Here is a 25,595-nt window from a genome sequence, read left to right as displayed (position 1 = left end):
TTCGCGGAAGCGCCGGCCCTGTCCAGCGGCGCCGCGCCTGGCCGCTCCTCCGCCCGCGCCGCCAAGGCGTCCGCCGCCGCGCCCGCCGTGACCGACCCCAATGATGTCTCGGCCCTCTCCTTCGAGGATGCGCTGACGGAGTTGGATGCCATCGTCCGCAAGCTGGAGGGCGGGCAGGCGAAGCTGGAGGAGGCGATCGCCGATTATGAGCGCGGCGCCGCGCTGCGCCGCCATTGCGAGGCCAGGCTGGCGGAGGCCGAGCAGAAGGTGCAGGCCATCGTCTCCGGCTCCTCGCTGCGGGACCTCACGTGACGGCGCCCCTGGCCGAGGCGCTGCGGGAGGCGGCGGCGGAGCTGGAGGAGGTCCTGGAGACGTTGTTGCCGCCGGAGGAGGGGCCGGAGGCGCGTCTGGCGGCGGCCATGCGCTATGCGACGCTGGGTGGTGGCAAGCGGCTGCGCGGCTTTCTGGTGCTGGAGAGCGCGCGGCCCTTCGGCGTGGCGCGGGCCAGCGCCCTGCGCGTCGCCGCCGCGGTCGAGATGCTGCACGCCTATTCGCTGGTGCATGACGACCTGCCGGCGATGGACAATGACGAGCTGCGCCGCGGCAAGCCCACCACCCACCGCGCCTTCGGGGAGGCGACCGCCATCCTGGCCGGCGACGCGCTGCAGGCCCATGCCTTCGCGGTGCTGGCGGATGAGGACACGCATTCCGACACCGCCGTGCGGGTGGAGCTGCTGCGCCGCCTGGCCATCGCCGCCGGGCCGCGCGGCATGTGCGGCGGCCAGATGCTGGACATGCTGGCCGAGGAGGGGGCGGAGCCGCCGACCGAGGCCTCCATCGGCCGGCTCCAGCTGCTCAAGACCGGCAAGCTGATCGAATTCGCGGCCGAGGCCGGGGCGATCCTGGGCAAGGCGCCCTCGCCGCTGCGGCATGCGCTCTGCGCCTATGGCCGCGACCTCGGCGCCGCCTTCCAGATCGCCGACGACGTGCTGGACGCGACCGCGACGGCCGAGGAGACCGGCAAGGCCACCGGCAAGGATGCCGGGGCCGGCAAGGCCACCCTGGTCGGGCTGCTGGGGCTGGAGCGGGCCCGCGCGCAGGCGGAACGACTGGCGGCCCAGGCGCGCGACCATCTCGACAGCCTGGGGGAGCGCGCCGATCTCTTGAGGATGCTGGCCGGCTACACCATCGCCCGGAGATCCTGATGGCTCAGTCCCCGACCCCCCCGGCGGCCAATCCCCGCCCGGTGACGCCGTTGCTGGACCGCATCCGCACGCCCGCCGACCTCAAGAACTTCTCCGCCGACCAGCTGCGGCAGGTGGCGGATGAGCTGCGGGCGGAGACGGTGCATGCCGTCAGCCAGACCGGCGGGCATCTCGGTGCCTCGCTGGGCGTGGTGGAGCTGACGGTCGCCATCCATGCCATCTTCGACACGCCGCGCGACCGGCTGATCTGGGATGTCGGCCACCAGGCCTATCCGCACAAGATCCTGACCGGGCGGCGCGACCGCATCCGCAGCCTGCGCCAGGGCGGCGGCCTCTCCGGCTTCACCCGCCGCAGCGAGAGCGAATACGACCCCTTCGGCGCCGCGCATTCCTCCACCTCCATCTCGGCCGGGCTGGGCATGGCAGTGGCCCGCGACCTGCTGCGCGGCCGCCGCAACGAGCAGAACGTCATCGCCGTGATCGGCGACGGCGCCATGAGCGCGGGCATGGCCTATGAGGCCATGAACAACGCGGGCGCCATGCGCTCCCGCCTGATCGTGGTGCTGAACGACAACGACATGTCGATCGCGCCGCCGGTGGGCGCCATGTCGGCCTATCTCTCCCGCCTGATCTCCTCCCGCCCCTTCCTGACGCTGCGGGAGGTGATGGCCAAGCTCGCCCGCCGCTTCCCCGCGCCGCTGGAGCGCGCGGCGCGGCGCGCCGATGAATTCGCCCGCGGCATGCTGACCGGCGGCACGCTGTTCGAGGAGCTGGGCTTCTACTATGTCGGCCCGGTGGACGGGCATAACCTGGACCACCTGCTGCCGCTGCTGCGCAACCTGCGCGACGCCGAGAGCGGCCCGCCGGTGCTGCTGCATGTCGTGACGCAGAAGGGCAAGGGCTATGCGCCCGCCGAGGCCAGCGCCGACAAGTATCACGCGGTGGCCAAGTTCAACGTCGTCACCGGCACCCAGGCCAAGGCGCCCCCCGGCCCGCCGACCTATACGAAGGTCTTCGCCCAGTCGCTGGTCGCCGAGGCCGAGCGGGACGAGAAGATCGTCGCCATCACCGCCGCCATGCCCTCCGGCACCGGGCTGGACCTGTTCCAGAAGCGCTTCCCGCGCCGCAGCTTCGACGTGGGCATCGCCGAGCAGCATGCCGTGACCTTCGCGGCCGGCATGGCGACGGAAGGGATCAAGCCCTTCGTGGCGATCTATTCCACCTTCCTCCAGCGCGCCTATGACCAGGTGGTGCATGACGTGGCGCTGCAGAAGCTGCCGGTGCGCTTCGCGCTGGACCGCGCCGGGCTGGTCGGCGCCGATGGCGCCACCCATGCCGGCGCCTATGACATCGCCTATCTCGGCTGCATCCCGGAGATGGTGCTGATGGCGCCGGCCGATGAGGTGGAGCTGGCGCATATGGTGGCCACCGCCGCCGGCCATGACGCGGGGCCCATCGCCTTCCGCTTCCCGCGCGGCGAGGGCTTCGGGCTGGAGAGCGTGCCGGCGCGCGGCACGCGGCTGGAGATCGGCCGCGGCCGCATCCTGCGCGAGGGCGAGACCGTCGCCCTGCTGAGCTACGGCACCCGCCTGCAGGAAGCCCTGCAGGCCGCCGCCGAGCTGGCGGCGCATGGCCTCTCCTGCACCGTGGCCGATGCCCGCTTCGCCAAGCCGCTGGACACCGCCCTGGTGGAGCGGCTGGCGCGGGAGCACGAGGTGCTGGTGACGCTGGAGGAAGGCTCGGCCTGCGGCTTCGGCGCGCTGGTCATGCAGCACCTGGCCTGGCGCGGCGCCTTCGATGCCGGACTGAAATTCCGTCCGATGTGCCTGCCAGACATCTTCATCGACCACGACACGCCAAAGGCGCAATACGACGCCGCCGGGCTCTCCGCACGCTCCATCGTCGACACCGTCCTGGCAGCGCTGGGGGAGGGCAGGGGAACGGCCATCGCGCCGGCACTTGCATGAGCATGATCGTCTTTGAACTGTGGCACTACCAGCTCGGCCCTGGGGTGGATGATGATGAAGTGGACTGGGAAGAGGTGAACGGATTGCGGATCGGCCTCTTCTCCACCCGTGCCCTGGCCGAGGCGGCGCTGGAAGCGCGCCGCGACAAGGAAGGCTTCGTCGACTGGCCCGATGGCTGGCGTATCTGGGAGTGCGAGCTGGACGAGGCCGGCTTCGAGGACGGCTTCCCGGGCTGGGAAGGCGCGCCCCCCGGCCCCGCCGCGCGGCCGAAGCTGCACTGATGGCCAAGCTGCGCGCCGACCAGGCGCTGGTGGAGCGGGGCCTCGTGGAAACCCGCAGCCGCGCCCAGGCCCTCATCATGGCCGGCAAGGTCTTCTCGAATACCAGGCGGGTGGAGAAGCCCGGCCAGCCCGTGCCGGAGGACATGCCGCTGGAGGTGAAGGGGCAGGAGCACCCCTGGGTCTCGCGCGGCGGCATGAAGCTGTCCCACGCGCTCGAATTCTTCGGCCTCTCGCCTGAGGGGCGCATCGCGGTGGATGTCGGCGCCTCCACCGGCGGTTTCACCGACGTGCTGCTGCATGGCGGCGCCACGAGGGTCTATGCCGTGGATGTGGGCCATGGCCAGCTGGCCTGGAAGCTGCGAAGCGACCCGCGCGTGGTGGTGCTGGAAAAGACCAATGCCCGCCGGCTGGATGCGAGCCAGGTGCCGGAAGCGCCGGGGGTTGTGGTCTGCGATGCCAGCTTCATCGGGCTGGCGACGGTGCTGCCGGCCGCCCTGTCCCTGGCCGCTCCGGGTGCCTGGGCGGTGGCATTGATCAAGCCCCAGTTCGAGGCGGGGCCGGACAAGGTGGGGAAGGGCGGGGTGGTGCGCGACCCGGAAGTGCATGAGGCCGTCTGCGCGGCCGTGCGGTCCTGGTGGTCGGGCCTGCCGGGCTGGCAGGTACTGGGCATCGAGCCAAGCCCGATCCTGGGGCCCGAAGGCAACCGTGAATTCCTGATCGCCGCCCGCAAGGCCGGCGCGGAAAGCCCGGCCTGACGCGCGTCAGGCCGCGACGGCGGTGGGCTGGGCCTGTGGCTGTGCCTGCCGGGTGGCGCCGGAGATTTCCTGCAGCAGGAGCCAGACCCGGTGCGGGTCCATCCGGACCTCAGGGTCGTTCAGCAGCCTGTCCAGCTCGGCAAGTTTAGCTTCCATCTCCCGTTCGGACATAAGGGCTCCTGCCTCGACACGCGTTGGACCGATGATGCAATGCAGCATGCAGCAAATAGTTCCATATCAGAGCAAGAAATTTTACCATTTGTTGCGAAACCCGTTTCACGAGCACGCGAGATGACAGGCTTCACGGCAGGATGAAAGCTCCCGGCGCCGGGAATTGAGCGCGTGCTCCCGCCGTGCTTCAGCAGGAGGCGATGGCCGGCCGCAGTGCCGGGTCGGCGGCGGCGGGATGGGCGGAATTGCGGAAGCGCAGCTCGCCCTCGGCGGCCGCGTCGGGCGGCGCGGTGCCGAAGATCTCATGCCGCGTCGTGAAGCTGGCGGCCGCCAGCGGCCGGGCCGCGGGGCTCGTGAAGAAGCGGCGTACCGCGCCCTCCAGTTCCAGCGCCTCCCGCAGCCCCCGCCATTCCAGGCGGTCGATATCATCCAGGAAGACGGAGAGGATGCCGGGCCGGCTGCCGCTCAGCCGCGCGGTGGCCTGGCCCAGGCCGCGCACGGCGGCCTGGGCCACCGTATTGTCCTGGCCCGCCCGCGCCGCCAGCACGAAGACGCTGCCCCCCGCCGGGTCCCCCGTCACGGCCAGATGCGCGTCCGGGCCGAACTGCGCGCGCAGCTGGCTCGGCAGGTCCCGCTGCGCGGCCATGCGGGCCCCGGCCAGCATCAGCGGGTCCAGCTTCAGCACCGCCGCCGCCGAGGCATCCTGCCGCTTCTGCGCCGCCAGCAGCGCCGAGATGCGCCGCTGCAGTTCCGAGAGCTGCTCCGGCCCATGGATGCCCTCGGGCAGGGTCATCTTCAGCAGGTAGCGGCCGGGATGCGCCGCCAGCCAGGTCTGCAGGTCCGGGTTGATGCCATCCATCAGCGCGCACCAGTCGCCGCGCGGCACGGGGCGTCCTTCCTCGGCCGAGAACATCTCACAGGCCAGCTCGGCCTCCACCCCGTCCCGTGTCAGCAACAGGTCGTATGGGGTGCCTTCGGTCAGGCCGGTGAAACGGACCTCGAAGCCCCGCGCGCGCTGCCGCGCCGCCTCCCGCAGCAGGTGGAACAGCGGGATCAGCGTGGCCTCGCCGGTCAGGCCCTGCAGCAACTGCTCCCGCAGCCGGGCGCGCGGCGCTGCAGGCAGGGCGTCGGAGAGGGCGACGGCATCCCGCGCCAGGGCCAGCAGCAGGTGCTCCGCCCGGCCAGGGCCCGGGCGCCCGGCCTCGGGGCGGGAGAGGCGGGACAGGATCAGCTCCAGCGCATGGCGCTGCTGCGCCGCGCGGCCGCGCCAGGAATGCGGGCGGGTCCGCAGGGCCAGCTCCGCCATCCGCCGCGCCCAGGCATCCGGCCCCGCCAGCCCCAGGAAGGCCTGCCAGGGGGCGGTGGCCGGTTCGGCATCGGGCAGGGAGAGGTCGTTGAGCGGCATGGGGACGCCTGTCTCCGTCACGGACGCCCAAGCCTATTCTGAGCAAGGTGGAGGCCGTCAAGCCGCTGGCCGGAGCACGACTTGCGGAGCGGGCCGCCTCAGTTGCGCGGCAGGCGGGGCCGGGTGGGGGCCTCCGGGTTCTGCGCGCGGTGGCGCAGCAGGTGGTCGGCCAGCACGCAGGCCAGCATGGCCTCGCCCACCGGCACGGCGCGCAGGCCCACGCAGGGATCGTGGCGGCCCTTGGTGCGCATCTCCACCTCCTGGCCGAAACGGTCCACCGACAGGCGCGGCGTCAGGATGGAGGAGGTGGGCTTCACCGCGAAGCGCGCCACCACCGGCTGCCCGGTGGAAATGCCGCCCAGGATGCCGCCGGCATGGTTGGAGAGGAATTCGACCTCCCCATCCGGTCCCATCCGCATCTCGTCGGCGTTTTCCTCGCCCGTCAGGGCGGCACTCGCGAAACCCTCGCCGATCTCGACGGCCTTGACGGCATTGATGCTCATCAGCGCGGCAGCGATCTCGGCGTCCAGCTTGGCATAGAGGGGGGCGCCCAGGCCCACCGGCACGCCCTCCGCCACCACCTCCACCACGGCGCCCAGGCTGCTGCCGGATTTGCGCGTCTCGGCCAGCAGGGCCTCCCAGCGCTCCGCCGCCACCGGGTCCGGGCAGAAGAAGGGATTCCGGTCCACCTGCGCCCAGTCGAAACGGGCGCGGTCGATGGCGTCGGGTCCCACCTGCACCAGCGCGCCGCGAACCCGCACCGCATCCCCCAGCACCTTACGGGCGATGGCGCCGGCCGCCACGCGCACCGCCGTCTCCCGCGCGCTGGAGCGCCCGCCGCCGCGATAGTCCCGCACGCCGTATTTCAGGTGATAGGCCAGGTCCGCATGGCCGGGGCGGAAGGTATTCACGATCTCCCCATAGTCGCGGGAGCGCTGGTCGGTGTTCTCGATGATGAAGGCGATGGGGGTGCCGGTGGTCAGCCCCTCGAAGACGCCGGAGAGGATGCGGACCTGGTCCGCCTCCTGCCGCTGGGTCACGAATTTGGACTGGCCGGGGCGGCGGCGGTCCAGATAGGGCTGGATATCGGCCTCGGAGAGCGCGAGGCCCGGCGGGCAGCCATCCACCACGCCGCCGATCGCCGGTCCGTGGCTCTCCCCCCAGCTGGTGACGCGGAAGAGATGGCCGAAGCTGTTATGGGACATGGCGGGCAGGCTCTCGGACGGGGCGTTCCGGGCCTTATGCGGGAAGGGGGAGGGTAAAGGAAGCCCGCGGCGCCGGCCGGGCGAAAGGGGTTGAAACATGACGTTGCCATCCGCAATCGCGGGAATGGTTGTCCTGGCGCGCAGGAAGCCACATCCTAGCATCCATGCGCCGACGTCAGCTGCTCATCTCCGGTTTCGTTCTCGCCAGCGCCATGGCCCATGGGCGGGCCTGGGCGCAGGCGCCTTCGTCCGCCCCCGCGGCCGGCGGGTCGTTGCCGCCCCAGCCGGCGGCCCCGCCGGTGCCGGAGCTGCGCCGGACCCATGCGCTCTCCCTGCTGGGGGAGCCCAACCTGCCGGCCGACTATCCGCACTGGCCCTGGGTGAACCCCGATGCGCCGAAGGGCGGGGAGCTGGCGCTGGCGGCCATCGGCAGCTTCGACAGCTTCAACCCCTTCATCCTGCGCGGCACCGCCGCCGGCGGGGTGATGCGGATCTACGACACGCTGCTGGCCCCCAGCATGGACGAGGCCAGCACCGAATACGCGCATCTGGCGCAGGTGATCGAGGTGCCCGGCGACCGCCGCGGCATCACCTTCGAGCTGAACGAGGCCGCCCGCTGGCATGACGGCAGGCCGGTCACGGCGGATGACGTGGTCTGGACCTTCAATACCCTGCGGGAGAAGGGCCGCCCCTTCTACCGCGCCTATTGGGGCGATGTGGCGGAGGTGGTGGCCGATGGCCCGCGCCGCGCCGTCTTCCGCTTCTCCACCGACGAGAACCGGGAGCTGGGGCTGATCCTGGGCCAGATGCCCGTGCTGCCGAAGCACTTCTGGGAGGGCAAGGATTTCGCCCAGCCCGGCCTGGAGGTCCCGCTGGGCTCCGGCCCCTACCGGATCGAGCGGTTCGAGCCCGGGCGGAGCCTCGTGCTGAAGCGCGTCGCCGATTACTGGGGCCGCGACCTGCCGAGCATGAAGGGCACCAACAACATCGACACCCTGCGCTACGAGTATTTCCGCGACAGCACCGTGGCGCTGGAGGCCTTCAAGGCCGGGCAGGTCGATTTCCGGCAGGAGAACGTGGCCAAGGACTGGGCCACCGCCTACGAATTCCCGGCCGTCCGCCGGGGCGCGGTGAAGCGGGAGGAAATCCGCCACGAACTGCCGACGGGTATGCAGGGCTTCGTCATGAACACCCGCCGTCCCCTCTTCCAGGACCGGCGGGTGCGCGAGGCCATGGGGCTGATGTTCGACTTCGAATGGATGAACGCCAACCTCTTCTACGGCAGCTATACGCGCACGACTTCCTATTTCTCCAATTCCGAGCTGGCGGCGACCGGCCTGCCCTCCGAGGGCGAACTGCTGATCCTCTCCGCCTTCCGCGGCCGGGTGCCGGAGGAACTCTTCACCAGCGAATTCCGCGTGCCGGCCTCGGATGGCCAGAATTCCAATCGGGAGAATGCGCGCAAGGCGCTGGGGCTGCTCGCCGCCGCCGGCTGGACGGTGAAGGACCGCCGTCTGGTCAATGGCCAGGGCCAGCCCTTCAGCTTCGAGATCCTGCTGGACAGCGCGACCTTCGAGCGGGTCGCCCTGCCTTACATCCAGTCGCTCCAGCGCCTGGGGATCGAGGCGCGGGTGCGTACGGTCGATGCCGCGCAGTATCAGAAGCGCATGGACGAGTTCGACTTCGACATGACGGTCGATGTCATCCCGCAATCCCTCTCCCCCGGCAATGAGCAGCGCGACTTCTGGTCCAGCGAGAAGGCGAAGGAGCCGGGTAGCCGCAACCTGATCGGCGTCGCCGACCCGGTGGTGGACGCGCTGGTGGAGCTGGTGGTCAACGCGCCGGACCGGCAGGCCCTGATCGACCGCACCCGCGCGCTCGACCGCGTGCTGCTCTGGGGCCACTACGTGGTGCCGCACTGGCACAGCCGGGTCTTCCGCGTGGCCTGGTGGGACAAGTTCGGCAAGCCCGAGCGCAACCCCCGCTACGGGCTGGACCTGATGAGCTGGTGGGTGGAGCCCGCGCGGGACCGCGCCCTGCCCGCCGACCGCAGCGCCGCGCAGTAAGCCCGCCGCGTGGGCGCCTATCTCCTCCGCCGGCTGGCGCTGCTGGTGCCGACGCTGTTCGGCATCATCCTGATCAATTTCGCCATCGTGCAATTCGCCCCCGGCGGGCCGGTGGAACAGATGCTGGCGGAGCTGCGCGGGCAGGGCGGCAGCGCCATCGGCCGCATCTCCGGCGAGGGCGGGGGAGAGGTGCGGATGCCCGGCGGTGGCGGCGGGGGCGATGGCGGGCCCGTCGGCACCTATCGCGGCGCGCGCGGGCTGGACCCGGCGGTGGTGGCGGAGATCGAGCGCGCCTTCGGCTTCGACAAGCCGGCGCATGTCCGCTTCCTCGAGATGATGAAGGGCTACCTGACCTTCGATTTCGGCAGCAGCCTGTTCCAGGGCCGACCGGTGCTGGACCTGCTGCTGGAGAAGCTGCCGGTCTCCATCAGCCTCGGCCTCTGGTCCACGCTGCTGATCTACCTGATCTCCATCCCCCTCGGCATCGCCAAGGCGGTGCGGGACGGCTCGCGCTTCGACTTCTGGACCTCGGCCGCCGTGCTGGTGGGCTATGCGGTACCGGGCTTCCTGTTTGCCATTCTCCTCGTCGTGCTCTTCGCCGGCGGGTCGTTTCTGCAGATCTTCCCGCTACGGGGCCTGACAACCTCCGGCTCGGCCGGCTGGCCCTTCTGGCAGCGGGCGCTGGATTATGGCTGGCACATGGTGCTGCCCATCACCTCCCTCGTCATCGGCGGCTTCGCCAGCCTGACCATGCTGACGAAGAACAGCTTCATGGACGAGATCGGCAAGCAATACGTGCTCTCCGCCCGCGCCAAGGGGGCGGGGGAGAAGCGCGTGCTCTACGGCCATGTCTTCCGCAACGCCATGCTGCTGATCATCGCCGGCTTCCCGGCCGCCTTCATCGGCATCCTCTTCACCGGCGCGCTGCTGGTGGAGATCGTCTTCTCCCTCGACGGCCTCGGGCTGCTGGGCTTCGAGAGCGCCATCCGCCGCGACTATCCCGTGATGTTCGGCACCCTCTACATCTTCACCCTGCTGGGGCTGGTGATGCAGATCATCGGTGACATCACCTATACCCTCGTCGATCCGCGCATCGACTTCGAGGCCCGCCGCTGATGACGCCCATCACGCGGCGGCGCCTGCAGAATTTCCGTGCCAACCGGCGCGGCTGGATCTCGCTCTGGATCTTCGCCGTCCTCTTCGTCCTCACGCTGGGCGCCGAATTCGTCGCCAATGACCGCCCCATCGTGGCGCGTGTCGATGGCAAATGGTTCTTCCCCGTCGTGCGCAGCTATGCGGAAAGCGACATCATCCCCGACGGCTTCCCCACCGAGGCCGTCTGGCGCGACCCCGAGCTGCGGGAGGAGATCGAGAAGCATGGCTGGGCCATCTGGCCCCCCGTCCCCTACCGCTACGACACCATCATCCGCGACCTCGGCCAGCCCGCGCCCTCGCCGCCTTCCTGGCGCAACCTGCTCGGCACCGACGACCAGTCGCGCGACGTACTGGCCCGCGTCATCTGGGGCTTCCGCATCTCCGTCCTCTTCGGCTTTGCGCTGACGCTCGCCAGCTCCGTCGTCGGCATCCTCGCCGGCGCGGTGCAGGGCTATTACGGCGGCTGGGTCGATCTCAGCTTCCAGCGCTTCATCGAGATCTGGTCCGGGATGCCGCAACTCTTCCTGCTGATCATCCTCTCCTCCATCATCGAGCCGGGCTTCTGGACGCTGCTGGTCTTCCTGCTGCTGTTTTCCTGGATGGCGCTGACCGGCGTGGTACGCGCCGAATTCCTGCGCGGCCGCAACCTGGACTATGTGCGCGCGGCCAAGGCGCTGGGCGTCTCCGACAGCCGCGTGATGCTGCGCCACATCCTGCCGAATGCCATGGTGGCGACGCTGACCTTCCTGCCCTTCCTGCTCTCCGGCTCCGTCACCATCCTGGCCTCGCTCGACTTCCTCGGCTTCGGCCTGCCGCCGGGCTCGCCCTCGCTGGGCGAACTGGTGAACCAGGGCAAGAACAACCTGCAGGCGCCCTGGCTGGGCATCACCGCCTTCGTGGTGCTGGGCGGCGTGCTGACCCTGCTGATCTTCATCGGCGAGGCGGTGCGCGACGCCTTCGATCCGCGCAAGCTTCCGGGGGGCGGGCGATGATGATGTGGAAGGGAAAGGCTGGGGTGGAAAGTCCACCCCAGACCCCGCTTCGAATTGGAGCGGGCTGGCCAGCCCCTGCCGCCACGACCCACCGCAGCGCGCGCGGCCCGGTGGAGATGATTTTCAACAGCCTCTCACGCCACGCCCGCGCTGCCACCTCCGCCGAAGTGCCAACTCGAAGCGGGGTCTGGGGTGGACTTTCCACCCCAGCCTTCTCTTCCTTCCCGGCGTTCGCGGCATGAAGCCCATCCTCGAAGTCCAGGACCTCTCCGTCGCCTTCCGTGGTCAGGAGGTGGTGCGCGACGTGTCCTTCTCCGTCGCCCCCGGCCAGACGGTGGCGCTGGTCGGTGAATCCGGCTCGGGCAAGAGCGTCACGGCGCTGTCCTGCCTGCAACTGCTGGGGCCGGGCGGCGCCAATCCGGCGGGGCGCATCCTGCTGGACGGCACCGATGTGCTGAAGGCCAGCCCGGCCGAGTTGCAGCGCCTGCGCGGCGGCGTGGCGGGCATGGTCTTCCAGGAGCCCATGACCTCGCTGAACCCGCTGCACAGCATCGGCCGCCAGGTGGGGGAGGCGGTGACGCTGCACCAGCCCCTGCGTGGCGCGGCGCTGCGGGCGCGGGTGATCGAGTTGCTCGAACGCGCGGGGCTGCCGGACCCCGCGCAGCGGCTGGATGCCTTTCCGCACCAGCTTTCGGGCGGGCAGCGGCAGCGCGTGATGATCGCGGCGGCGCTGGCCAACGACCCGAAGCTGCTGATCGCGGATGAGCCGACCACGGCGCTGGATGTCACCATCCAGGCGCAGATCCTGGAACTGCTGGGCCAGTTGAAGCAGCGCCTGAACATGGCGATGCTGCTGATCACCCATGACCTGTCCATCGTGCGGCGGCATGCGGACCATGTGGTGGTGATGCGCCACGGCCGGGTGGTGGAGCAGGGGCCGGCTGCCCAGGTGCTGAATGACCCGCGGCACGAGTATACAAAGATGCTGCTGGCGACGGAGCCGCGCGGGAAGCCGGAACCTGTTCCCGCATCGGCCCCGGTCGTCCTGGAAGCTGAACAGATAAAGGTGCATTTCCCGATCCGGCGCGGCGTGTTGCGGCGGAAGGTGGGCGAGGTGCGCGCGGTGGACGGCGTCTCCTTCGACCTGCGCGAGGGCGAAACGCTGGGCTTGGTGGGGGAGAGCGGGTCGGGCAAGACCACGCTGGGGCTGAGCCTGCTGCAGCTGGAGCGCAGCGAGGGCATGGTGCGCTTCGAGGGCAAGCCGATCCAGGGACTGTCCCGCGCGCAGCTGCGGCCCCTGCGGGCACGGATGCAGGTGGTGTTCCAGGACCCCTATGGCTCGCTCTCCCCGCGCATGAGCGTGGAGGAGATCGTGGGGGAGGGACTGGCCGTCCATGCCCCGGAACTCAGCCGGGCACAGCGGGAGGCGCGGGTGAAGGGGGCGCTGGAGGAAGTCGGGCTCGACCCCGCCACGGCCACGCGCTACCCGCATGAATTCAGCGGCGGCCAGCGGCAGCGCATCGCCATCGCCCGCGCCCTGGTGCTGAACCCCCGCCTGCTGGTGCTGGATGAGCCGACCAGCGCGCTGGATGTCTCCGTCCAGGCGCAGGTGGTGGAACTGCTGCGTGGCCTTCAGGCGCGGCACCGGCTGGCTTACCTCTTCATCAGCCACGACCTCCGGGTGGTGCGGGCCATGGCGCACCGGATCATGGTGCTGAAGGGTGGCAAGGTGGTCGAAAGCGGCGATGCCGATGCCCTGTTGCGCGCCCCGCGCGAGGCCTATACCCAGGCCCTGATGCGCGCAGCCTTCGAAGTATGAGTCAGGAGCTTATGACGGAACTGGAAGCCCTCCGCGGCATGATCGACCGTGGCGAGGTGCAGCTCGGCGTGCATGTCCGCAAGATGAACAGCCCGGGTTCCCCCGTCTATCACCAGGCGGAGAATGTCTGGCCCCTGAGCACCCTGCTGGTGGCCAGTCTGCTGAGCCTCTGGCTGATCCATTTCTATGTGGGCGCGGCGGTCCTGGCGGTGGGCACGATCTACTGGGTGATGAAGATCCAGCCCCGCATCAAGAAGGGCGTCTTCGAGCGCAGCGCCGCCCTGGCGCTGGAGAACGAGCAGAATTTCGACGCCCTCTGGGCCAAGGACGTGCTGACCCTCTACGCCAAGCTGCCCGATGGCTCGGAACGCGCGGCGGCGCGCAAGCATGACTGGCGCGCCTTCGTGCGGGACATGCCCGGCAGCGGGTTGTAAGAACCCACCAAATACAACCACGCATCCGGCGGTAACGAAGCGAGGTTGTATTTTCTGGGCGCCGGCGTTTTCACGATATTTTCGTTGATGTAACGAAACGACCGTGTATCCCTGTTCTCCAGGGGGATGCCGTAACGATGCAGTCTCAAGCTGGGGAAGCCGGAAGTAACGCGCCGCGGAGGTTGTCCGGGATAGAGGCCGGTCGCGGCCTCGCGGCAGTCCTGGTCATCCTGTATCACGCGGTCAGGCATCTGGATCAGGCCACCGAGGTGCCGCTTCTGAAGATGATGCTTCAGTTCGGCCATGCCGGCGTGGACTTCTTCTTCGTCATCAGCGGTTTCATTATCTGTTTTGTGCATGGCGCCGATATCGGCCGGCCGGCGCGGATCGAGCATTATGTGCGGCAGCGCTTCACGCGGTTGATGCCGGTCTACTGGATCGCCACGGCGCTGACCCTGGCGGCCATCGCCCTGACGGGTCGCGCGCTGCCATCGGTCGATGCCATTCTCTGGTCCATCACCCTGCTGCCGCTGGATTACGAGGCGGTGCTGGGCATCGCCTGGACCCTGCAGCACGAGATGCTGTTCTACGCGGTCTTCGGCATCCTGATCCTGAACCTGAAGGCCGGCCTCGTCCTGCTGGCGGCCTGGCTTTCGGTGGTGGTAACCAGCCTGACCGGGGCCGATACCGGCCTGCCTCGGACGGTGGTGGAAAGCTATAACCTGCAATTCCTCTTCGGCATGGCCGCGGCCCTTATCCTCCGTTCCGGCCCGGTCCGGTCGCCGCGCCTCCTGCTCACCGCCGGCATCGCGCTCTTTGGCATGGCGGGGATGCTGGAGAATGTGGAGGTCCTGGACGGCTACAGCACGGCCGCCCGCTTCGCCTATGGCGTTCCCTCCGCCCTCATCCTGATCGGCCTGGTCGAGATGGAGCGGCTGAATGCGCTGCGGGTACCGGCGGTGCTGCAGATCCTCGGCGCCAGTTCCTATTCCCTCTACCTCTTCCACATCCTTTGCATCGGCGTGGCCTGGCAGGTGCTGGCCGCGACGGCGCTGAATCAGATGCTGCCGCCATTCCTCCTGCTGCTCCTCCTCGCCCTCAGCGGCATCCTGGGCGGGGTCGTGATATCCTTCGCCGTGGAACGTCCCTTGATCCGCCTGCTGCGCCAGGGGAGGGATCGCGCGGCTCCGGCCTCGGCAGGCCGGATGTGGCGGCGCTGGGGCGGGGCCTGACGGAGGACCCGTCAGGCGCTGGCCGCCTCGCTCCCGGCGAAGGCGAAGCCCTCATCGGCCCAGCCGGCCATGCCGCCCAGCATCAGCTTCACCGGGCGGCCGAGGCCGGCCAGCCGCAGCGCGGCGCGGTCGGCGCCGTTGCAATGCGGGCCGGCGCAATAGACGACGAACAGCGTCCCCGCCGGCCATCCGGCCATCCGCGCGGCATCGATCCGGCGGTGCGGCAGGTTCAGCGCCCCCGGCAGATGCGCGCGGGCATAGGCGGCGGGGCCGCGCACATCCAGCAGTACGAAGCCGGGGCCGCCGGGCGCCTCCATGGCTGCCCGCACATCGGCGCAGTCGGTCTCCAGCGACAGGCGGCGGGCGAAATGCGCCAGTGCCACCTCCGGCGTGGCGGGCGGCGTATCGGTGACGGGGTTCGCGGGCATGGCGGCATCTCCTTCCCGCCCAGCATGCGCCGCTGACGCGGGGCCTGGGCAGCGGCCGGAATGTCCGATAGCGTCAAGATCATGCCAAGCGACGCGCCCGCCAATCCGCTGGTGGTGGTGCTGGCCTATGACGGGCTCTGCACCTTCGAATTCGGCTGCGCCACCGAGGTCTTCGGCCTGCCGCGGCCGGAGATGGGGGAGGGCTGGTACCGCTTCGCCGTGGCCGCCGCCGAGCCGGGGCCGCTGCGGGCCACCGGGGGCGTGCGGCTGCTGGCCGATGGCGGGCTGGACCTGCTGGGCCAGGCCGGGACCATCGTCATCCCCGGCTGGCGCGGCGTGGAGGCCCCGGTGCCCGAGCCGCTCTGCGCCGCCCTGCGGGCAGCCCATGCGGCGGGGGCGCGCATCCTCTCCCTCTGTTCCGGCGCCTTCGTGCTGGCGGCGGCGGGGCTGCTGGAGGGCCGGCGCGCCACCACCCACTGGCGCTATGCCGGCCGGTTGGTGGAGCGCCACCCCGGCATCCGCTTCGTGCCCGACGTGCTCTATGTCGATGAGGGCAGCGTGCTGACCGCCGCCGGCAGCGCCGCCGGGCTCGACCTCTGCCTGCATCTGGTGCGGCGGGATTTCGGGCCGCGCGCGGCCAACCGCGTGGCGCGGCGGCTGGTGCTGCCGGCGCATCGCCAGGGCGGCCAGGCACAGTATGTGGAACGCCCGGTGCCGCGCGCCCGTGCCGCCGATGCACGCATCGCCCCGCTGCTGGACCGGGTGCGGGCCGCGCTGGACGAGCCCTGGCCCATCGCCCGCCTGGCCGCTGAGGCCGCGGCCAGCCCGCGCGCCCTGCATCGCCGCTTCCGGGAGGCGGTGGGCCAGAGCCCCGGCACCTGGCTGCTGGAGGAACGGCTGGCCCGCGCGCGGGACCTGCTGGAAGGCCCGCCCCTGCCGGTGGAGGCCATCGCCGGGGCCTGCGGCTTCGGCACGGCGGCGGTGCTGCGCCACCATTTCCGCGCGCGGCTCGGCACCAGCCCGGCGGCCTATCGCGCGCGCTTCGGGGAAGGGGGCGCCGCGCGGGCCGGGGTCAGTTGATGCGCGGCGTCGGCGGCGCGTAGAGCGGGGCCGAGACATCCATCGGGTTGCGGAAGACCAGCCCGGGATTGGGGTAGTAGTCCACGAAGAGGTTCACGCGCTCCCGCTTGCCGTTGTTCCGCACGGAATGGCGCACGCGGTTGTTGAAGTCATAGGCATGGCCCATGGCCATCGTGAACTTGCGGCCGTCGATCTTGTACTCGACCGAGGGCGTGCTGGAGAGCGAGACATGGATGCGGTGCGCGCGCGCCGCCATCGCATGGCCGTCGATATGCGGCGCGATATGCCCGCCGGCCTTCAGCCGCACCAGCGCCAGCCGGGTGACCACGCCGCGCGGGGTCTTCAGCGGCGCGATGGCCTGCTCCACCACCGGGGCCAGCACCTCCTGGAAGCGCAGCCAGTCCGGCATGGTGTAGACCGGCCAGACATCCGTATCCTCCCGCGCGATCGGCAGGAAGGGCTGGGGGTCGTGTCCCTTGGCCCGGGCCCAGACACAGACCAGGTCCTCGAAATGCTGCAGCCCGCTGGTGGAGGCCGAGGGATGCCACTCGGTCTTCATCAGGATGTTGTCGGTGGCCGAATGCGCGCCGGCCGCGACCGCGTCCTGGCGGAAGGTATTGCCGGTCCAGTCCTCTTCCGTCAGGCCCTCGACAAGCTTCAGCAGGCCCTTCACGTCGATGGGCCCGAGATCCTTCAGCGGTACACCGATATCCATGGCCAAATCCTCCCCCAGCCCGGCAGGGGGGAACGCTGCCTCCGTGCCTGCGCCAAGTCAATCGGCCGGGGAGCGGTCAGACCGTGACGCGCCAGATGAAGTCGCGGCTCTCCCCCGGCGGCAGCAGCAGGATGCCGGGCTTGTGCAGGAACTCGCCGTCCCAGCCCACCGGGCTCGCCATGCTGAACCAGGGCTCGATGCAGAGGAAGGGCGCGCCCCCCGGCTTCGACCAGATGCCCAGGTCCTTGTAGCCTTCCCAGGAGACGGTGATGGCGCGCGCCACCTTGCCCGCCGGCCCCGGCGCGATGAAGCGCAGGGAGCGGCTGGTCACCCCCGGCATCACCAGCGCGTCCTGCGCGAAGAGGCCGGGGGAGAGCGGCAGGGTGCGGCCATCGAAGGGCAGGGGCTTCTCCGCCCCCAGCAGCGCGCCCTCCACCGCCAGGGCCGGCCCGCCTTCCTGCACGGCGAAGGAGAGGAAATGCGCCTCCTTCGCCACGCCCCCGGCCAGCGGCCAGCGGAAGGCGGGATGCGCGCCGACGCCGCAGGGCAGCACGGCGCGGCCGGGATTATGGACGCGGGTGGTGACGGAGAGGGTCCGCTCCTCCGCCGCGTAGATCATCTCCAGCAGGAAGGGGAAGGGATAGGCGGCGCGCGTCGCCTCGCTGTCCGCCAGGCGCAGGACGGCGCGGCTTTCCGTGCGCTCGGCCCATTCGAAGAGGCTGTCCCGCGCGAAGCCGTGCTGCGTCATGCGGTATTCGCGCCCCTCATGCCGCAGGGTGTCGCCCGCCAGCCGCCCCACCACGGGGAAGAGCACGGGGGCATGGCGGGGCCATTCCGGCCCGGCCTGCCAGAGCAGCTCCTCGCCCCCGGCATCGCGCAGGCTGGTCAGATCCGCGCCCTCCGGCCTGATGGTGGCGGCGATGCCCGCCGCGCCGATGCTGTGCCGCTCGCTCATGCCGCCCTCCGTGTCGCCGCCCTTCTGCCCGATGCGCCGGAGGGCGCCAAGGCGCCTCTTGCCACCCGGCCCGCCATCCGCATGCTGCGACCGCAGCAGGAGAAGCCGATGCCCTATCAAACGCCGGAAGTCGCCACTCTGGAACACGCATCCCATACCGCGGTGCCGGCGGCGCGCACGGGCTTCGACGGGCCCTTCCTGGTGCGCGCCTTCCTCGGCGGCACCGGCCGGGCCAATGCCGCCAGCGCCCTCTCCGCCGCGCCGGACCCGGAGCTCGCCGCGCGTATCCCGCGCATCGAGGCCGCCTATGCCCGGCACGGCCTGGCCGCCCGCTTCCGCTCCACGCCGCTGGACCCGCCGGGGCTGGAGGATCTGCTGCTGGCACGCGGCTATGGGCGGGACAAGGATTCGCTGGTGATGGCCGGCCCCGGCGTTTTCGCCGCCACCGACCCGGCGGTGGAGGCCCTGACGGCGCCGGACGAGGCCTGGCTCTCCGTCATCGCCACCGCCGAGTATCAGACCCCCGCCCGGCGGGAGGAGAAGATGCGCGCCCCCGGCCTGATGCTGGCCCCTGCCGCCTGGATGCTGCTGCGCCTCGGCGGCCGCCCGGCCGCCGCCGCGCAGGTGACGGCGGATGGCGCGCTGGCCGGGCTGTTCGACGTGGCGGTGCATCCGGATTTCCGCAGGCGGGGGCTGGGCCGCCGGGTGCTGGGCGCCGCCATGGCCTGGGCGGCGGAGCGGGGGGCGGAAACCGCCTGGCTGCAGGTCTCGGCGGCGAACGCGCCGGCCATCGCCCTGTATGGCGATCTGGGCCTGCGAGAAGTTTACCGTTACCGTTACTTCCTGCGCAGGTGAGGCATGGCTTTGGCATATACAACGGCGGTCGGGATAGGTATGCAAGGTGTCATGTAAATGACATCAAACCTTAACCAGAGTGATTCCGGTTTGCCCCGCTGCGTCATCACCTTCGGAACATTCGACCTGTTCCATATCGGCCATCTGAATATCATCCGGCGGGCTCGGGACCTGGGCGACCGGCTCGTGGTCGGCGTCTCCACCGACGAGCTGAACTTCCGCAAGAAGGGCATCTATCCCGTCTTCCCAGAGGCCGAGCGTTTCGCCATCGTCGCCGGGCTGCGCTATGTCGATGAGGTCTTCGCCGAGGAGAGCTTGGATCTGAAGGCGCATTACATCCGCACGCATGGGGCGCAGGTGCTGGTGATGGGCGACGACTGGGCCGGCCGCTTCGACCAGTTCCGCGAACTCTGCGAGGTGGTCTACCTGCCGCGCACCGAGGGGGTCTCGACCACCGAGATCAAGGGTGGCATCGCCGCGGGCGCCGGCCTGCGGCCCTGAGCCGCGGCCCGGAGTGAACGCCGATGCATTTTCACTTCATCCTCGATGAGATCCAGTACAACGACCTGCTCTCGCCGATGATCGCCGAGGCGCGCAGGCGCCGGCATCTCGTGACCACCAGCCTGCGCTGCGCCACGCGCTATGACGCCGATGCCTATGTCGGCCTGCAGGATGTCGCGCTGCTGGGCTGCCCGCGGCCGCGCGTCTTCATGACCCATGGCCTGGGCCTCGCCAAGCGCGGCCACCTGACCCTGGATGTCGACCTGCTGCTGCTGCCCTATGGGCGCGATACCGGCATCATCGACGACCAGGCCGCAGCCCCCGGCAACCGGATGACGACGGTGCATGGCCTCGGCTCCCCCAAGATCGACCTGCTGGCGCGGCGCCGCCAGAGCGCCCCGGCCCTGCGCCGGCGGCTGCGCGAGATCTATGGCTTCGACGCGCGCCCGATCATCGGCTACTGCCCGACCTGGCGGCATGACGGCACCCTGCACCACGCCCAGCGCGCCCACCGGCTGCGGGAGGCCGAGGCGCTGCTGGAGCGCGACTTCAACGTCGTCGTCCTCCCCCATGCGCTGGAGCACGACAAGAGTGAGGTGGAGGAACTGCACTTCCAGCCCTCCGCCGCGCTTTCCCGCCTCGACCATCTGGTGGCATTGGACTGCGCGGTGACGGATACCTCCGGCATCGGCTTCGAGCTTTGCGCCATCGGCATGCCGATGGTGCTGCTCGATAACCCCGCGGAGCCCGACTATCTGCTGGCGCGGATGCTGGAGCGGCCGGTGCCGATCGATTATGGCCCGGTCTGCACCCTGGAAACGCTGAGCGCGGCCGTGGCCAGCGCCCTGGCGCATCCCGAGGCTCATGCGGCCCGGCGCGACTACTGGGCCCAGATGGCCTTCGGCCCGCGCGACGGCCGCGCGGCCGAGCGGGTGATCGACGCCATCACGGAATTCGCCATCAGCCAGCGCCCGCGCTTCATCCCCGCCGCCGGCGCGCCGATGCCGCTGCAGGACTACCGGGCCGCGCGGCATCGCTTCCGGTCCGCCCGCCCCTGGATGGTGAGGGGCGGCGTGCCCTGCCTGCCGCTGGAGGACCGGGCCGGCAGCGTCTTCTACGGGCCTTACCAGCCCCTCGGCGCCGGCCGCTTCGCGCTGGAGGTGGATCTGGAGGCCAGCGGCACCGCACCCCTGGAATTGCAGGTGGATACCGAGGGCGGCCGCAGGGTGCTGGCGCGGATGCCGGTGCAGGGCCGGGTGCGGGCCTCACTGCCCTTCACCGTGCCGCCGGCGCTGGCCGGCAATTCCTTCGAGTTCCGGCTGCGGCAGCCGGCCCCGGCCGAGGGGGAGGTGCTGATGCATGCCTTCCGCCTGTTGCAGGTCGCCCTGCCCGAGCCGGAGATGACGCTGCCGCCGGAGAACCGGCCCCCGCCGGCCGAGGTGGTGAAGATCGTCGAGGTGGAAGTGAAGGTGGAGGTGCCCGTCGCGCCGCCACGGCCGGAGCCGTTGCCCGACCCGGCCTGGGCCGAGGTCGCCGGCTTCCTGGAGGCGCAGGTGGCGCCCGCCAGCCGCGTGCTGGCGCCTGAGGCCTTCCGCCCCTGGCTGCCCGAGCAGGCGCGGATGGACAGCTATGGCCATGCCCCGCCCCCCGGCGAGGGGCCGGGGCGGGAGGGGGATTACGACTGGGTGGTGCTGCACAAGGGCTGGCTGGACAGCCTGTCCCTGCCGCTGCTGCTCCAGTTGAAGGAGGCGGCGCGGCCGGTGATGGCCAATGCGGTCTTCATCGTCTGGCGCGCCACGGAGCTGCCGGACCGGCACCAGAGCGCCCATGTCCAGGCCTTCCTGGAGCGCCTGCGGGTGATGGATATGCAGAGCTTCTTCGCGAAGCTGGCGGCCCGGCCCGACGCGGAGGGCGGCGGGCCCGAGGCCAGCCCGGAAGGGGCTGAGCCCCTCAGGGAATGAGGACGGTGCTGCCGGTGGTCTGGCGGGCTTCCAGCGCCCGGTGGGCCTCGGCGGCGTCCTTCAGCGCATAGGTCTGGTTGATGCGGATCTTCACCGCCCCGGACTGCACGGCGGCGAAGAGGTCGGCCGCCGTGGCCTCCAGATCCGCCGGGCGGGCAGTATAGGTGGCCAGCGTCGGCCGCGTCAGGTAGAGCGAGCCCTTGGCGGCCAGGATACCGATGTCGAAGGGCGGCACGGGGCCGGAGGCATTGCCGTAGCAGACCATGGTGCCGAAGGGCGCCAGGCAGTCCAGCGAATCCATGAAGGTGTCGCGGCCCACGCTGTCATAGACCACGGGCAGCATGGCGCCGCCGGTGATCTCCTTCACCCGCGCCGGCAGGTTGTCCTGGCCGGCGATCAGCACGTGGTCGGCGCCGTTCTGCCGCGCCAGCTCCGCCTTGGCCTCGGTGGAGACGGTGCCGATGACGGTGCAGCCCAGCGCCTTGGCCCATTGGCACAGGATCAGGCCGACGCCGCCGGCCGCCGCATGCACCAGGATGGTCTGCCCCGCCTTCACCGGAAAGGTGCGGCGCAGCAGGTACTGGGCGGTCATCCCCTGCAGCATCATGGCCGCGCCGGTCCGGAAGTCGATGGCATCCGGCAGCTTCACCAGCCGGTCCGCCTTGATGGTGCGCGCCTCGCAATAGGCGCCCAGCGCCATGGCATAGGCCACGCGGTCGCCGGGCCTCAGGTTCGTCACCTCTGCGCCCACGGCTTCGACGACGCCCGCACCCTCCATCCCCAGGGTGACGGGAAGCTGCGGCACCTTGTAGAGGCCGGTACGGAAATAGACGTCGATATAGTTCAGCCCGACCGCCTCATGGCGCACCAGAGCCTCATCCGGCTTGGGGGTCGGCAGGGGCACTTCCTCCCAGACCATGTTCTCTGGGCCGCCATGGGCATGGACGCGGATGGCATGGTTCATAGGAGCGATCCTTGCTGGCGCAGTGCGCGCCGTTCGAGGTCGAGCAGGTAGCGTTTGGTGGCGGGCCCTTCGCCGCCGGAATAGCCGCCCAGCGCGCCGCCCGCCCCCACCACCCGGTGGCAGGGGATGATGATGGGAATGGGGTTGGCGCCATTGGCGCCGCCGATGGCCCGCGCGGCGGTGCCGAGCTGCCGCGCCAGGTCGCCATAGCCCCGCGTCTCGCCCGGCGGGATGGCGCGCAGCGCCGCCCAGACCCGCTGGCGGAAGGGGCTGCCGAAGGGCGCGAGCGGCAGGTCGAAGACCAGGCGGTGCCCGTCGAAATAATCCTGCAGCTGGTCGGCCGCGGCGCGCAGGCCGGGCGTCTCCTCCTGGTCGCGGCCACGGCCCCAGTCCAGCGCGATGATGGCGCCGTCCTCTTCCGAGAGGGTGAGCGCGCCGAGGGGGGTGAGAATGGAGAGCTGGGGCATGACAATGTAAACCTGAAGCGGATTCGACACGCTGGGCCGCCCACGTCAAGCTTCATGGGATCTCAGCCGCCAACGGCGGGGTGATTCCCGGGCGTCGGCCGTATCAGGTCGGCATGGCAGGCAGGCGGCTCAAGGGGCTGCGGCGCGGCATTCCGGGCGGGGCCGATCTGTTCTAGGAGACCGGCATGCACCGTGCCGCCCCCAACCTTCCGCTGCCCGCCCACGCGCCCGATGACGGCCGCGCGGCCCCTGCCCGCACGGCGGAGGGGGCCACCCCCGCCATGGCGCAGTGGTTCGCCGCCCGCGCCCAGCATCCGGGCGCCCTGATCTTCTTCCGCATGGGGGATTTCTTCGAGCTTTTCTTCGAGGATGCCCACCGGGCCGGCGAGCTGCTGGGCCTGGCCGTCTCCCACCGGGGCGAGCACCAGGGCCAGCCCATCCCCATGGCCGGCGTGCCCGCGCATGCGCTGGAAGGCTATCTGGCGCGGCTGATCCGCGCGGGGCTGCGCGTCGCCATCTGCGACCAGCGGGAGACGCCGGAGCAGGCCAAGGCCCGCAAGGCCCCGACCATCCGGCGGGAGGTGGTGCGCCTCGTCACTCCCGGCACCATTACCGAGGACGCGCTGCTGGAAGGCGCCCGCCCGGCCTGGCTGCTGGCGCTCTGCCCGCGGCAGGGGGCGCCCCATGGCGGAGAACTGGGCGCGGCCTGGGCCGACCTCTCCACCGGCGCCTTCCGCACCGAGCTGCTGCCGGAGGCCGAGCTTGCTGGCCTGCTGGCCCGGCTGGAACCTGCCGAGCTGCTGGCCCCGGCGGCGCTGGAGGGCCACCCCGCCCTGGCCCCCTGGGCCGACCGCATCGCGGCGCAGGAGCCTGGGCGCGACCCGGCGCGGGACCTGGCGGAATTCTACGGCGTCGCCAGCATGGAGGGCTTCGGCGCCTTCCAGCCCCCCGAATTATCCGCCGCCGCCATGGCCCTGGCCTATATCCGCGCCACCCAGGGCGAGGCCGCGCCGCGCCTGCGCCCGCCCGAGCCCGCGGGCGGTGGCGGCACGCTACGGATGGACGCCGCCACCCGCCGCAGCCTGGAGATCCTGCGCAGCGAGCGCGGCGATACCCGCAACTGCCTGCTCTCCGCCGTCGACCGGACGCTGACCGGCGCCGGCGCGCGGGAGCTGGCCTCGCGCCTCGCCTGCCCGCTGGCGGAGATGGCGCCGATCCTGGCACGGCACGAGGCCGTGGCCTGCCTGCTCGCGGATGCCCCCGCCCGCGCCACGCTGCGCGGCCATCTGAAGGGCGCGCCGGACATGGCCCGCGCCCTGGCCCGGCTCTCCCTGGACCGCTTCGCCCCGCGCGACCTCGCCGCCCTGCGGGACGGCCTGGCACGGGCCGAGGCCATGGCGGACTTCCTGCGCGGCCGCCCCCTGCCGGCGCTGCTGGAGGAGGCCGCCGCCGCCCTGGTGCCGGAAGCCTCTCCCCGCGCCGAGCTGGACCGGGCGCTGGCGGAGAACCTGCCCGCCCGCATCGAGGATGGCGGCGTCGTGGCCCAGGGCTATGACGGGGAGCTGGACGCCCTGCGGCGCCTGCGCGACGACGGCCGCGCCGCCATCGCCGCCATGCAGCTCGACCTTGCCCAGGCCTGGGGCGTGGCCAGCCTGAAGATCCGCCACCACCAGCAATTCGGCTATCTGGCCGAACTGCCCGCCGCCGCCGGCGAGAAGCTCCTGCGCGCCCCGCCCGCGCCCGGCCCCATGGCGCCGGTGCACCGCCAGACCATGGCCAATGCCATCCGCTTCACCTGCGCCGCCCTGGCGGATCTGGACCGCAGGCTGGCCGAGGCCGGGCAGCAGGCCGCGAGGCGGGAGGCGCTGGTGGTGCGCCACCTGCGCGACCTCTGCCTGCGTGCAGCCTTCGGCATCGACGCCGCCGCCCAGGCCATGGCCGAATTCGACATCCATGCCGCCGCCGCCGAACTGGCCGCCGGCCAGCGCTGGTGCCGGCCGGAGATGGTGGAGCGGACGGATTTCCGCATCACCCAGGGCCGCCACCCCGTGGTGGAGGCCGCCCTGGCGCGCGACCCGCTGAAAAGCGCGGCCTTCGTGCCCAATGACGCCGACCTCTCGCCCGGCCAGCGACTCTGCCTGCTGACCGGGCCGAACATGGCCGGCAAATCCACCTTCCTGCGGCAGAACGCCATCATGGCCGTGCTGGCCCAGGCCGGCATGTTCGTGCCGGCCGAGGCCGCCCGAATCGGGCTGGTGGACCGGCTCTTCTCCCGCGTCGGCGCGGCGGACGACATCGCCGGCGGCCGCTCCACCTTCATGGTGGAGATGACCGAGACCGCCGCCATCCTGAACCAGGCCACCCAGCGTTCCCTGGTGGTGCTGGACGAGGTCGGGCGCGGCACCGCCACCTGGGATGGCCTCGCCATCGGCTGGGCGGTGCTGGAGGCGCTGCACGACCGCATCCGCTGCCGTGCCATCTTCGCGACCCACTTCCACGAACTCACCGCGCTCACAGGCAAGCTGCCGGAACTGGCGCCCGCGACCATGAAGGTGCGGGAACATCGCGGCGAGGTGGTCTTCCTGCACCTCGTCGCGCCCGGGGCCTCCGAACGCTCCTGGGGGTTGCATGTGGCCAGGCTGGCCGGCGTGCCGCGCGAGGTGGTGATGCGTGCCACCGCCGTGCTGGCGGCGCTGGAGGAGCGGGCGAGGGGCCTCGACCCCCTGGCCGGGGAGATGCCGCTCTTCGCCCGCGCGCCCGCCGCGCCCGAGGAGCCGGAGCCGGAGGGGCCGGACCCCCTGCGCGCGGCGCTGGAGGCGCTGGACCCGGATGTCCTGACCCCCCGCGCGGCACTGGAGGCCCTCTACCGGCTCAAATCCCTGCTGCGCTGAGGCCACAGCCGCGGGATCAATGGCCTGTCCGGCAAGATCATGACACCTATTCGTGTTGAGGACGCTGTTGCCGCGTCGCAGCAGAGGATAA

At 71.0% G+C, this 25,595-nt stretch carries 24 protein-coding genes; 16 read left to right on the top strand and 8 right to left on the bottom strand.

Annotation, left to right across the window (positions count from 1 at the left end):
• Positions 1-87 precede the first annotated feature (87 nt).
• Genes IAI58_RS01905 through IAI58_RS01885 form a run of 5 tightly spaced genes read left to right on the top strand, consistent with a single transcriptional unit; the run spans position 88 to position 4,208 of the window.
• Positions 88-312, top strand: coding sequence for an exodeoxyribonuclease VII small subunit (locus IAI58_RS01905; RefSeq protein ID WP_237182940.1), 225 nt, complete (start codon positions 88-90; stop codon positions 310-312).
• Positions 309-1,205: a polyprenyl synthetase family protein gene (locus IAI58_RS01900; RefSeq protein ID WP_237182893.1), complete on the top strand. Its 897-nt coding sequence runs from the start codon at positions 309-311 to the stop codon at positions 1,203-1,205. The genes IAI58_RS01905 and IAI58_RS01900 overlap by 4 nt, the downstream gene beginning before the upstream one ends.
• Positions 1,205-3,172 (top strand): 1-deoxy-D-xylulose-5-phosphate synthase, encoded by a 1,968-nt coding sequence (gene dxs / locus IAI58_RS01895; RefSeq protein WP_208776007.1) that lies wholly within the window; start codon positions 1,205-1,207, stop codon positions 3,170-3,172. The genes IAI58_RS01900 and dxs overlap by 1 nt, the downstream gene beginning before the upstream one ends.
• Positions 3,169-3,453, top strand: a complete 285-nt coding sequence (locus IAI58_RS01890) for a hypothetical protein (RefSeq protein WP_207449788.1) — start codon at positions 3,169-3,171, stop codon at positions 3,451-3,453. Before dxs ends, IAI58_RS01890 begins: the two co-directional genes overlap by 4 nt.
• Positions 3,453-4,208, top strand: coding sequence for a TlyA family RNA methyltransferase (locus IAI58_RS01885; protein WP_207449786.1), 756 nt, complete (start codon positions 3,453-3,455; stop codon positions 4,206-4,208). The genes IAI58_RS01890 and IAI58_RS01885 overlap by 1 nt, the downstream gene beginning before the upstream one ends.
• Before the next feature lie 6 nt (positions 4,209-4,214).
• On the opposite strand, the gene IAI58_RS01880 is transcribed toward IAI58_RS01885, so the two are convergent.
• The 3 genes from IAI58_RS01880 to aroC all read right to left on the bottom strand — a co-directional run bounded on the left by IAI58_RS01880 (position 4,215) and on the right by aroC (position 6,989).
• Positions 4,215-4,379 (bottom strand): peptide chain release factor 1, encoded by a 165-nt coding sequence (locus tag IAI58_RS01880; protein ID WP_207449784.1) that lies wholly within the window; start codon positions 4,377-4,379, stop codon positions 4,215-4,217.
• 187 nt (positions 4,380-4,566) lie between these two features.
• Complete coding sequence (locus tag IAI58_RS01875; protein WP_208776006.1) at positions 4,567-5,805, bottom strand: hypothetical protein; 1,239 nt, start codon at positions 5,803-5,805, stop codon at positions 4,567-4,569.
• Positions 5,806-5,882: 77 nt separating this feature from the next.
• Positions 5,883-6,989 (bottom strand): chorismate synthase, encoded by a 1,107-nt coding sequence (gene aroC / locus IAI58_RS01870; RefSeq protein WP_207449805.1) that lies wholly within the window; start codon positions 6,987-6,989, stop codon positions 5,883-5,885.
• Between the two features lie 164 nt (positions 6,990-7,153).
• Between aroC and IAI58_RS01865 the strand changes: the two genes are divergently transcribed.
• The 6 genes from IAI58_RS01865 to IAI58_RS01840 all read left to right on the top strand — a co-directional run bounded on the left by IAI58_RS01865 (position 7,154) and on the right by IAI58_RS01840 (position 14,687).
• Positions 7,154-9,055 carry an extracellular solute-binding protein gene (locus IAI58_RS01865; RefSeq protein ID WP_207449780.1) on the top strand — a complete coding sequence of 634 codons (1,902 nt, stop codon included), beginning with the start codon at positions 7,154-7,156 and terminating at the stop codon, positions 9,053-9,055.
• A gap of 9 nt (positions 9,056-9,064) precedes the next feature.
• Positions 9,065-10,171: a microcin C ABC transporter permease YejB gene (locus tag IAI58_RS01860; protein ID WP_207449778.1), complete on the top strand. Its 1,107-nt coding sequence runs from the start codon at positions 9,065-9,067 to the stop codon at positions 10,169-10,171.
• Positions 10,171-11,202 (top strand): ABC transporter permease, encoded by a 1,032-nt coding sequence (locus IAI58_RS01855; protein ID WP_207449776.1) that lies wholly within the window; start codon positions 10,171-10,173, stop codon positions 11,200-11,202. Before IAI58_RS01860 ends, IAI58_RS01855 begins: the two co-directional genes overlap by 1 nt.
• 238 nt (positions 11,203-11,440) lie before the next feature.
• Positions 11,441-13,021 (top strand): ABC transporter ATP-binding protein, encoded by a 1,581-nt coding sequence (locus IAI58_RS01850; RefSeq protein ID WP_207449774.1) that lies wholly within the window; start codon positions 11,441-11,443, stop codon positions 13,019-13,021.
• Positions 13,018-13,455, top strand: coding sequence for a hypothetical protein (locus IAI58_RS01845; protein ID WP_237182602.1), 438 nt, complete (start codon positions 13,018-13,020; stop codon positions 13,453-13,455). Before IAI58_RS01850 ends, IAI58_RS01845 begins: the two co-directional genes overlap by 4 nt.
• 137 nt (positions 13,456-13,592) lie before the next feature.
• On the top strand, positions 13,593-14,687 hold the full coding sequence (locus tag IAI58_RS01840; protein WP_208776005.1) for an acyltransferase family protein: 1,095 nt from the start codon (positions 13,593-13,595) through the stop codon (positions 14,685-14,687).
• 11 nt (positions 14,688-14,698) lie between these two features.
• Here the strand turns inward: IAI58_RS01840 and IAI58_RS01835 are convergent, their stop codons facing one another.
• Complete coding sequence (locus tag IAI58_RS01835) at positions 14,699-15,115, bottom strand: rhodanese-like domain-containing protein (protein WP_207449770.1); 417 nt, start codon at positions 15,113-15,115, stop codon at positions 14,699-14,701.
• 60 nt (positions 15,116-15,175) lie between these two features.
• Here IAI58_RS01835 and ftrA point away from each other — a divergent pair, with 60 nt between their 5' ends.
• Entirely contained in the window at positions 15,176-16,195 is a 1,020-nt protein-coding gene (gene ftrA / locus IAI58_RS01830; RefSeq protein ID WP_237182601.1) for a transcriptional regulator FtrA, read from the top strand.
• Here the strand turns inward: ftrA and IAI58_RS01825 are convergent.
• Entirely contained in the window at positions 16,188-16,910 is a 723-nt protein-coding gene (locus IAI58_RS01825) for an aspartyl/asparaginyl beta-hydroxylase domain-containing protein (RefSeq protein ID WP_207449768.1), read from the bottom strand. The two genes, ftrA and IAI58_RS01825, sit on opposite strands and share 8 nt — an antisense overlap.
• Positions 16,911-16,986: 76 nt before the next feature.
• Positions 16,987-17,865 carry an aldose 1-epimerase family protein gene (locus IAI58_RS01820; RefSeq protein WP_207449766.1) on the bottom strand — a complete coding sequence of 293 codons (879 nt, stop codon included), beginning with the start codon at positions 17,863-17,865 and terminating at the stop codon, positions 16,987-16,989.
• Between the two features lie 108 nt (positions 17,866-17,973).
• Here IAI58_RS01820 and IAI58_RS01815 point away from each other — a divergent pair, with 108 nt between their 5' ends.
• From IAI58_RS01815 to IAI58_RS01805, 3 genes are read left to right on the top strand one after another with little or no spacing between them, the layout of a single operon-like run.
• Positions 17,974-18,720 (top strand): GNAT family N-acetyltransferase, encoded by a 747-nt coding sequence (locus IAI58_RS01815; protein WP_207449764.1) that lies wholly within the window; start codon positions 17,974-17,976, stop codon positions 18,718-18,720.
• 57 nt (positions 18,721-18,777) lie between these two features.
• Positions 18,778-19,221, top strand: a complete 444-nt coding sequence (locus IAI58_RS01810; RefSeq protein WP_207449762.1) for an FAD synthase family protein — start codon at positions 18,778-18,780, stop codon at positions 19,219-19,221.
• Positions 19,222-19,244: 23 nt separating this feature from the next.
• Complete coding sequence (locus tag IAI58_RS01805) at positions 19,245-21,182, top strand: CDP-glycerol glycerophosphotransferase family protein (protein WP_207449760.1); 1,938 nt, start codon at positions 19,245-19,247, stop codon at positions 21,180-21,182.
• On the opposite strand, the gene IAI58_RS01800 is transcribed toward IAI58_RS01805, so the two are convergent.
• Entirely contained in the window at positions 21,172-22,146 is a 975-nt protein-coding gene (locus IAI58_RS01800; protein ID WP_207449758.1) for a quinone oxidoreductase family protein, read from the bottom strand. The genes IAI58_RS01805 and IAI58_RS01800 overlap by 11 nt on opposite strands.
• Positions 22,143-22,613 carry a methylated-DNA--[protein]-cysteine S-methyltransferase gene (locus IAI58_RS01795; protein WP_207449756.1) on the bottom strand — a complete coding sequence of 157 codons (471 nt, stop codon included), beginning with the start codon at positions 22,611-22,613 and terminating at the stop codon, positions 22,143-22,145. The genes IAI58_RS01800 and IAI58_RS01795 overlap by 4 nt, the downstream gene beginning before the upstream one ends.
• A 281-nt stretch (positions 22,614-22,894) precedes the next feature.
• Here IAI58_RS01795 and mutS point away from each other — a divergent pair, with 281 nt between their 5' ends.
• Positions 22,895-25,504 carry a DNA mismatch repair protein MutS gene (mutS, locus tag IAI58_RS01790; protein WP_408906217.1) on the top strand — a complete coding sequence of 870 codons (2,610 nt, stop codon included), beginning with the start codon at positions 22,895-22,897 and terminating at the stop codon, positions 25,502-25,504.
• Positions 25,505-25,595 lie beyond the last annotated feature (91 nt).

The sequence above is a fragment of the Roseomonas marmotae genome, assembly GCF_017654485.1.
Taxonomy (GTDB): domain Bacteria; phylum Pseudomonadota; class Alphaproteobacteria; order Acetobacterales; family Acetobacteraceae; genus Pseudoroseomonas; species Pseudoroseomonas marmotae.
Note: the sequence above shows the minus strand (reverse complement) of the source record. Positions and strands in the feature narration are given on the sequence as shown.